We start from the raw sequence: 7,713 nt of genomic DNA, 5'->3' as shown, positions 1-7,713 counted from the left end.
TTAATAAATATAGTTTAAAATAATTAAGTTATCTAAAAATGAAACAGTTAGGTTTTTTAAAAAGAAGGTTGATACCATTGATTATTTTCAATTATTTTAACTGCATTTTGATCTAATTGGTTTTTCCATTCTAAAATAGTTTTGGTTTGTATTATTTGGTTAGGTAAAATATCTGCTAAGGGAGCAAGGACAAAAATTCTTTCTAACATATAGGGATGAGGAATAGTTAATTTAGGAGTTTTGCAAGTATGATTACCCAAAAACAAAATATCTAAATCAATAGTACGCGGTCCCCATAATTCTAGTCGTTTTCTTTTGAGTTTCATTTCTACAGATAATAAAAAATCTAAAAAAAGTAAGGGAGGTAGGAAAGTTTTGATAAGAGCAGCAGCGTTTAAAAATAAAGGTTGGTCTGTTTTTCCCCAAGGAAGAGTTGCATACAAAGGAGAAACTTTCAAAACTTCGCATTGAGGATGCAAATTAATCATTTTTAAAGCAGTTTGTAAATTATTCTTTTTAGCTCCCAGATTACTACCAAGTCCTATGGCTGCTACATTGTTATTAAGTTTCATTGTTTTATACGTTCTTTACTTGGGTATAGTTATAAAAAATAGAAAAATGTTTGCAAAATATTTGTTTTTAGAAAAATATTTGATAAGTTTGACAAGTCATAAATTCTTTTTTAAAAATGTGTTTTATTTGCGTTTTTTATGTTGCAAAAATTAATGTTTTTCATTATTTTAAAAGGGATAATTTTAAAATATATTTAGGATAACAATATTTATATTTTTTTCATTAAAGTATCTGCTAAAAGCAAACTATTTTTATTCATTTTGACATTATGCACTCGAAAAATCGAAGCTCCTTTAGTTCTTAACAAAAAATTAGCAGTAGCAGTAATGGCATCTAATGATTCTACTTGCAAAAGGCTTTCAGTTGGAATTATTGCTTTAAGAAATCTTTTACGTGAAAGACCTACCAATATGGGTAGTTCCATTTTAGTTAATTGCTCAAATTCTTTTATAATATCAAAGTTTTCATCAATGTTTTTTTCAAAACCAAACCCAGGGTCAATTACTATTGCCTCTGTTGCAATTTGGGCTTGTTTGGCAATTTCTAAGGAATGATTTAAAAAATAAAATTGGTCTTGCAAGGCATTAGAAAGTTTTTTGCGATTTCTGCCTGTATGCATAATACAAACACCTGCATTTAATGAGGCAATTGTTTGTGCCATTTGAGGATTTTGTTGCAAGCCACAAACATCATTGATAATATGAGCTCCAGCTTTAATGGCTAATTTAGCGGTTTGAAAATGATAAGTATCAACAGAAATAATGGCTTTAGGATGACGTGATAATTCTTTAATAACAGGCAAAATGCGTTTTTGTTCTTCTAAAGGAGTAATTGGGATTGCTCCTGGACGAGTAGATTCGCCTCCAATATCAATGATATCAACACCTTCTTTGAGACAACGAAGAGCATGATTAACTGCTTTTTGAGTAGTAAAATGTTGGTTTCCATCTGAAAAAGAATCAGGAGTAACATTAATAATTGCCATAATTAAGGATTTATGAGAAATTTCAATTTGGCGGTTGTGAGCCAGTTTCCATATTTTAGGGTGTTTGGAATATAAATTAATTGTTTGATTGTTAAGTCCCATCATAAACTTGGTTACCTTTATATCTATGTTTTATAATTTTAAGAATTGGAATAAAGTTATTTTGCCAAAAGATGTTTATTATTAAAGAGGGTTGCCAAAAGACACAAAAAATGTTTTTTCATAAATTCATTTTAGAAAAAAATAATAAGGCTAGGGGGGTTATTAAAATAGATATTTTTATAACAAATTAATCTTTTTCTAAAATAAATGTCAAGGAAAAAAAGAAAAGACCGTGCTGATACGGTCTTCGCTTATTTGAAAATTAAGTATTGAAATAAATAAGCAATTTATATAATTTAAAATTTTAAAGGAGCTTAAAATTAAAAATAGTTTTTACTTGCAAATCACAAATAATAAAAATAGCAAAACAATATTATGGTTTTTGTATGTTATATTTTATCTGTAATTGTTTTTCTTTAGTTTGGAATCCAGAAGGAAAAACTTTAGAAGCATAAATGGTAAATTGAACAATAATTTTTTTTAAATTACCGTTTTTATCAATAATAACTGGTTTATTTTTATTGTCATAAGAAACAAAACTTTGTTTAGGTTGTTCTTTGTATTTCCATAAAATCTGAACATTAAAAAAATCTTTTAATTGTTCGTTTAAATCAAGGTTTTCAAAAAAATAATTAATATCTAGTTTGGTATTTTTTCCGTTTATAAAAGTTAATTTGTCATTTTGAGTTTTTAGAGTAGCTTCTTGTTCAAAAATAACTCTATCTGTTTGTTCTGTTGTCATTAAAAAACTATGTTCTGTAGGAACTAAAAATTTTTTATTGGTGTCGTGAAGATCTGCGGGTTCGGAAACTGACAATTCTGCAGGAGCAGCAATTTTTAATCCAAAATTACTATCCTTTTTCAATTTATGCCAATCTTCTATAGCATAAGCGATGGTTGTAATAAAAAAAATTAATACTAAAACCAAAAGTATTTTGAAAAAAAGTTTTTTTCTTTGGTAAAACATAGACACTTATTTGGTTCTTTCTAACATCAAGGATATAAAAATATAATGTAACTAAAATATAGCTACAATTTTATTGTATCTTAAAATAGCCAAAAAGAAAATCAAAAAGATTGTTTAAGTGTTTTTTAAAGGTGGGTTTTAAAAGTTTTTGGGATAAAAAGTTTTGACTGTTCTAAAACTTTAAACAAAATCAGGGATTAAAAAATAATGCATTCCATTATAAGTTAATCTGTAATTTCGTTAAGATAAAATCCAAATCCTTTATAGCCAATATGAGCTGCTACTACAGGAGAAATAGCACCATAAAGAGTAGCTTTAATTTGGGGGTTAGCTAATTTTTTGATTTGTGCTAAAAGTTCTTTGGCATCTTTGTCATCATCTACATAAATAACTTGAATATCAAGTTTATTATTTGCAGTTTTGTGTTCTAATATTTTTTTAAGACAATAATTAAAACAGTTTTTTAAGTTTCTTACTTTTTTTTCAATTGATAACACTCCTTGTTGAAATTTTAAAATAGGATGTATTTTCAAAAGATTGCCAATTAAAAATCTAAATTTGGAGATACGTCCATTATAAGCTAATATTTTTAAATTATTAACAGTGCATAACAAAAAGCCTTTTAGTTTTTCTTCATTGATTTTATCAGTGATTGTTTGAGGGCAAACATCAGGGTTTTGAGTAAGCCAATCATTGATTCTTTGTAAGAAAAAATAAACTCCAGGACCAATATTTTGAGTATCAATAACAGTAATATTAGGATTGTTAAGCATTTTTTTAGCTAAAAGAGCACTATTATGAGTACCACTTAGTTTACTGGATAAAGTTAAACAAATAACGTGTTTATATCCTAAGTCAAATTGTTCCTTGAAAGCTTTAATAAAAAGCTCTGGATTGGGTTGGCTGGTAGTTACTTTTTGTTTGTTTTCAATAAAATTTAGTAAAGTGGTATTGTAAATGGCACCATCAATATAGCTAGTTTCTCCAACAATTAATGTTAAAGGCACTACTGAAATATCTTCAAAAAAGTTTTTGCCATAAGTATTTCCGCAAGTAGAATCAACTACAATGCCTAATTTTCGTTTATTCATTTATTTGTTTCCTTTTCTTCTTTGATTGGTATATTTGGTTTGGGGGTTGAGGTTAGTTGGGATTGTTTTATTTTATAAAATGGGGTTGTATTTTATTTATTTTGTATTTTGAAGAATTTTTATTTTAATTAATTCATAAAAATAGCTAAATATTCTTTAAGTTTTTCTTGTTCGTTAGTTTGAAACATCATCCCTTCTAAAGCAATAGAAATATTTCCTGTTTCCTCAGAGACAACAATTGTCATACTATCTGTAGTTTCGCTAATCCCTAAAGCTGCACGGTGACGCGAACCAGTTTTTTTGTCTAAGGAATCAGCTGATGAAGACAAGGTAAAATAGGCACTAGCGCACAAAATTTTATCTCCTCTAATAATAACTGCTCCATCGTGTAAAGGTGTGTTGAGAGCAAAGATGTTTAATAACAATTCTTTAGAAACATTACCATCAATTAAGATAGCTTTTTGGGCGTATTGTTCCAAAGTATTATTTTTTTCAATCGTAATTAAGGCTCCTATTTTACGAGAAGCAAGTTCTAAAGTAGCTTTAATAATTTCTTTTTGGGTATTATCTCCACCCATAAAAAAGTTTTGTCGTTTGATGTTCCAATGCTTAGACCAATTATTAAAAGCAACTCTTAAATAAGGAGCTTTGATGATGATGATACTAGTTAGAATAAAATTTAATAAACAATCATAAATGTTTTCAGAAATATCTAAACTAAGATATCTTTTAAAAATAGGTTCAACAAAAGTATAATGGTAGCTTTTCAAACAATAAACAAGGGAAAATAACAGCAAAAATAAAAATACCATATTTAAAACTTGATATTTGCGTAAGAAAAAATGAAAAACAATAAAGATACACAAAAACAAAAAAACTGTCCATAAAGGAGAAGTGCCAAACATAGAAATTCCTTTCAAAAATGATTATGATTGATAAATTGAAAAATTTGGTAGGCGAAAAAAGGGGCGATATTAGAAAGCAAAACAATCAATTTATAATTAATTTTTAGCAAGCAAAAACCAAAGCAAACCATTTTATTTTGAAATAATAAATTTTGAAATAATAAAATAATAAAAGGATAAAATAACGAAATTAGTTAATACAATTTATAATAATTGTTTGTGTTTTTGAATAAAGATTTTTTTAGCCCATATCATAACTAATGAATAAATAACTACTAAAAATAACAAAAAGGAAAAAATTGTAGGTTTTTCAAAAATTGATTTATCTAAATTAAGGGCTTGACTTACAATAGGCATTAAAGGAAGGAAAGTAGTAATTACCAAACCTAACCAACAACATGACATAATAAGGAAAGAAGGAAGGTTTTTTTGATTGTTTTTAGCAATAATTTTGTCAGTTCGCAGTAAGAAAAGGGTTAATGTTTGTGACCACATTGAAAAAATAAACCAACTAGTTTGAAATAATTGTGGACTTTGGGATAAGTTTTTTAAAATAAATTTCATTCCAATTAAAAAAGCCACATCCAATAAGAAAGAAAAAAAACCAAACCATAACATAAAACTTTTAATACTTGCAAAATCCCATTTGCGTGGTTTTTGTAAATAAATATCATCAACATTATCAAAAGGAATAGCAAAACAAATCAAATCATAGATAAGGTCTAAAAATAAAACTTGTAAAACTATCATAGGTTGAAAATTAAGACATAAACTAGCAAGCAAAATACTGAGGGAATTGGCAAAATTAGAAGATAGAGTAAATTTAATGTATTTAAGGGCGTTAGTATAGGTTTTTCTTCCTTCTACAACTCCTTGTTCTAAAACGATAAGTTGTTTTTCTAACAAAATAATATCTGCAATTTCTTTAGTAATTTCAGCACCACTATCAACACAAATACCTAAATTAGCTTGTTTCATAGCAGAAGCATCGTTAATTCCGTCACCCATAAAAGCAACGATATTGCCTTTTTGTTTAAAAACAGATACAATTCTTGCTTTTTGTTCGGGGGATAATTTAGTAAAAAGATTAGTTTTTTGAGAAGCTTCGTAAAGAGCATCATCACTTAAATTATCGATGATACTTCCTTGAAGACAATAAGTTGTTTGAATATTTAATTTTTGGGCAATAGCTTTGGTAAGAATATCGTTGTCTCCTGTAAGGATTTTAACAATAATACCTTTTTGTTGCAAAGAGGCAATAGTTTGGGTTGAACTTTCTTTAATAGGGTCTAAAAAAGTAAGCAATCCGATTAGAACCATTGATTTTTCTTCAATTTGTCCAGGAGTAAAACAGGGTTGTTGTTTGGGATTTGAGATAAGTTTTTGGGCTACTCCAACTACGCGATAACCTTTTTGATTATAAGTTATGGTTTGTTGCAGGACTATTTGTTTGCTTTGGTCACTTAAAGGAACAACTTTGCCTTCAAGTTCTACATGATCACAAATAGCAAGTATTTCTTCAATTGCTCCTTTAGTAATCATTTGTTGTTTTTGGGAAACATCTTGTATTACTACACTCATTTTTCTTCTTTTAAAATCAAAAGGAATTTCATCAATTTTGGTAAATTGCTCGGTGATTCCTTGTAAAGAAGGATGTAGAGTTTGGGCATTATTTGTTTTGGTAATAATGGCTTTATCAATTAAACTTTTAAGCCCTGTTTGAAAAAAACTATTCAGATAGGCATGACGCAAAACACGGATATCTTCGTTGCCATTAAGGTCTAAGAAATTTTCCAAAAAGATTTGGTCTTCGGTAAGGGTTCCTGTTTTGTCAGTAAATAAAATATTCATTGCTCCAAAACTAGAAATAGCATTTAGGTTTTTAACAATTACTTTGCGCTTGGATAAAGCAACAATTCCTTTAGAAAAAGAAGTAGCAACAATTAAGGGAAGCATTTTAGGAGTAAGTCCAAAGGCAATAGTAAGAGCAAAAAGAAATGATTGTAATAAAGTATTTTGAGGTTTTTTAAAGTTGAATAAAAATACTAAAGGCGCCATTAAACAAATACATATCATAAGTAATTTAGCAATGGTATTAATACTTTGATCTAAGTGTGAAAGGGATTTTTTTTTAGTAATTTCCTGGCTGATATTACCTAAATAAGTATCTTTTCCGGTGACTAAAACAATACCTGTAGCATAACCAGAAATAACAGTTGAACCTGCTAAAACTAATTTAGGATCGTCTAAAATAGTTTCACTTTGTAAAAAAGCACACGCCATTTTTTCTACTGGTTCTGATTCACCAGTAAAAGTAGTAGTTTTTACAAAAAAATCTTTAGTTTCTAATAATTTAATATCAGCTGGAATAATATCTCCTGCCGAAAGAATAACAATATCTCCTCTTACTACTTCTTCTAAAGCGATTTCCAATTTAGAATTATTTCGTTTAACTGCAGTTGTATTTTGTACCAAAGTTTTTAATTGAGAAGTAATTTTTAAATGTTTACTTTCTTGACTAAATTGGACAATGACAGAACCCAAAAACATTAAAATAGTAGTTATAATAGTAGCATAACTTCTATTTTCTGGACTGGGAGTAAGAACATCATTAACCAAAGAAATAAGAGTTAAAATTAATAAAACAATATTAAAAGGAGTAATTGCAATTTGGAGTAATTGTTTAGTAAAAATGGTTTTGATTTCTTGGGATAAAATATTTTTACCATACAAACTTTGATGCAACATTACTTGATTTTGATCTAATCCTTGAAAAGAAGAATTAAGGGTTTGTAGAGTTTGTTCTTGGGATTTTTGACTCATAGTTTTTAAAAAATCAATTGTTTCTTGGCGTTTTAAATTTACTTTTTTCATATTAATCAATTCCTTTTTTGATATTTTTAAAAGTTAAAAGTTAATCAAAAACAATTAAAAACTGAAACTTTAATAATTGATAATTAGGGTAAAATGTTAAATAAATGATATTAGTTTACAAAAATATTATAATATAAAAAGCTATGTTTATTATAGACAATAAGTTTTTTTGGTAGTTTTTTGGGTGGGGGGGTGTGTTAGTTTATATATACTATT

General features: G+C 27.6%; 6 protein-coding genes. All 6 read right to left on the bottom strand.

Translation table 11 applies throughout. The features are described from left to right. Window positions 1-56: 56 nt before the first annotated feature. Window positions 57-572 (bottom strand): 2-amino-4-hydroxy-6-hydroxymethyldihydropteridine diphosphokinase, encoded by a 516-nt coding sequence (gene folK / locus OL66_RS00540; protein WP_034172045.1) that lies wholly within the window; start codon window positions 570-572, stop codon window positions 57-59. A 209-nt stretch (window positions 573-781) separates the two neighbouring features. Next, window positions 782-1,663: a dihydropteroate synthase gene (gene folP / locus OL66_RS00535; protein ID WP_052177925.1), complete on the bottom strand. Its 882-nt coding sequence runs from the start codon at window positions 1,661-1,663 to the stop codon at window positions 782-784. A gap of 370 nt (window positions 1,664-2,033) precedes the next feature. Beyond that, window positions 2,034-2,627 (bottom strand): hypothetical protein, encoded by a 594-nt coding sequence (locus tag OL66_RS00530; RefSeq protein WP_238568765.1) that lies wholly within the window; start codon window positions 2,625-2,627, stop codon window positions 2,034-2,036. A 224-nt stretch (window positions 2,628-2,851) separates the two neighbouring features. Beyond that, window positions 2,852-3,718 (bottom strand): DegV family protein, encoded by an 867-nt coding sequence (locus tag OL66_RS00525; protein WP_034172043.1) that lies wholly within the window; start codon window positions 3,716-3,718, stop codon window positions 2,852-2,854. Window positions 3,719-3,846: 128 nt separating this feature from the next. Beyond that, entirely contained in the window at window positions 3,847-4,638 is a 792-nt protein-coding gene (locus OL66_RS00520; protein ID WP_034172042.1) for a diadenylate cyclase, read from the bottom strand. A 189-nt stretch (window positions 4,639-4,827) separates the two neighbouring features. Continuing rightward, complete coding sequence (gene mgtA / locus OL66_RS00515; RefSeq protein WP_034172041.1) at window positions 4,828-7,497, bottom strand: magnesium-translocating P-type ATPase; 2,670 nt, start codon at window positions 7,495-7,497, stop codon at window positions 4,828-4,830. Between the last annotated feature and the right edge of the window lie 216 nt (window positions 7,498-7,713).

The sequence above is a fragment of the Chrysanthemum yellows phytoplasma genome, assembly GCF_000803325.1.
Classification (GTDB): domain Bacteria; phylum Bacillota_I; class Bacilli_A; order Acholeplasmatales; family Acholeplasmataceae; genus Phytoplasma; species Phytoplasma asteris.
This window is presented reverse-complemented; position numbering and strand designations above follow the sequence as displayed.

Excerpts from the sequence above, each read along its gene's own strand:
- folP (WP_052177925.1), bottom strand. The coding sequence starts at position 1,663 with ATGATGGGACTTAACAATCAAACAATTAATTTATATTCCAAACACCCT.
- mgtA (WP_034172041.1), bottom strand. The coding sequence starts at position 7,497 with ATGAAAAAAGTAAATTTAAAACGCCAAGAAACAATTGATTTTTTAAAA.
- OL66_RS00530 (WP_238568765.1), bottom strand. The coding sequence starts at position 2,627 with ATGTTTTACCAAAGAAAAAAACTTTTTTTCAAAATACTTTTGGTTTTA.
- OL66_RS00525 (WP_034172043.1), bottom strand. The coding sequence starts at position 3,718 with ATGAATAAACGAAAATTAGGCATTGTAGTTGATTCTACTTGCGGAAAT.
- folK (WP_034172045.1), bottom strand. The coding sequence starts at position 572 with ATGAAACTTAATAACAATGTAGCAGCCATAGGACTTGGTAGTAATCTG.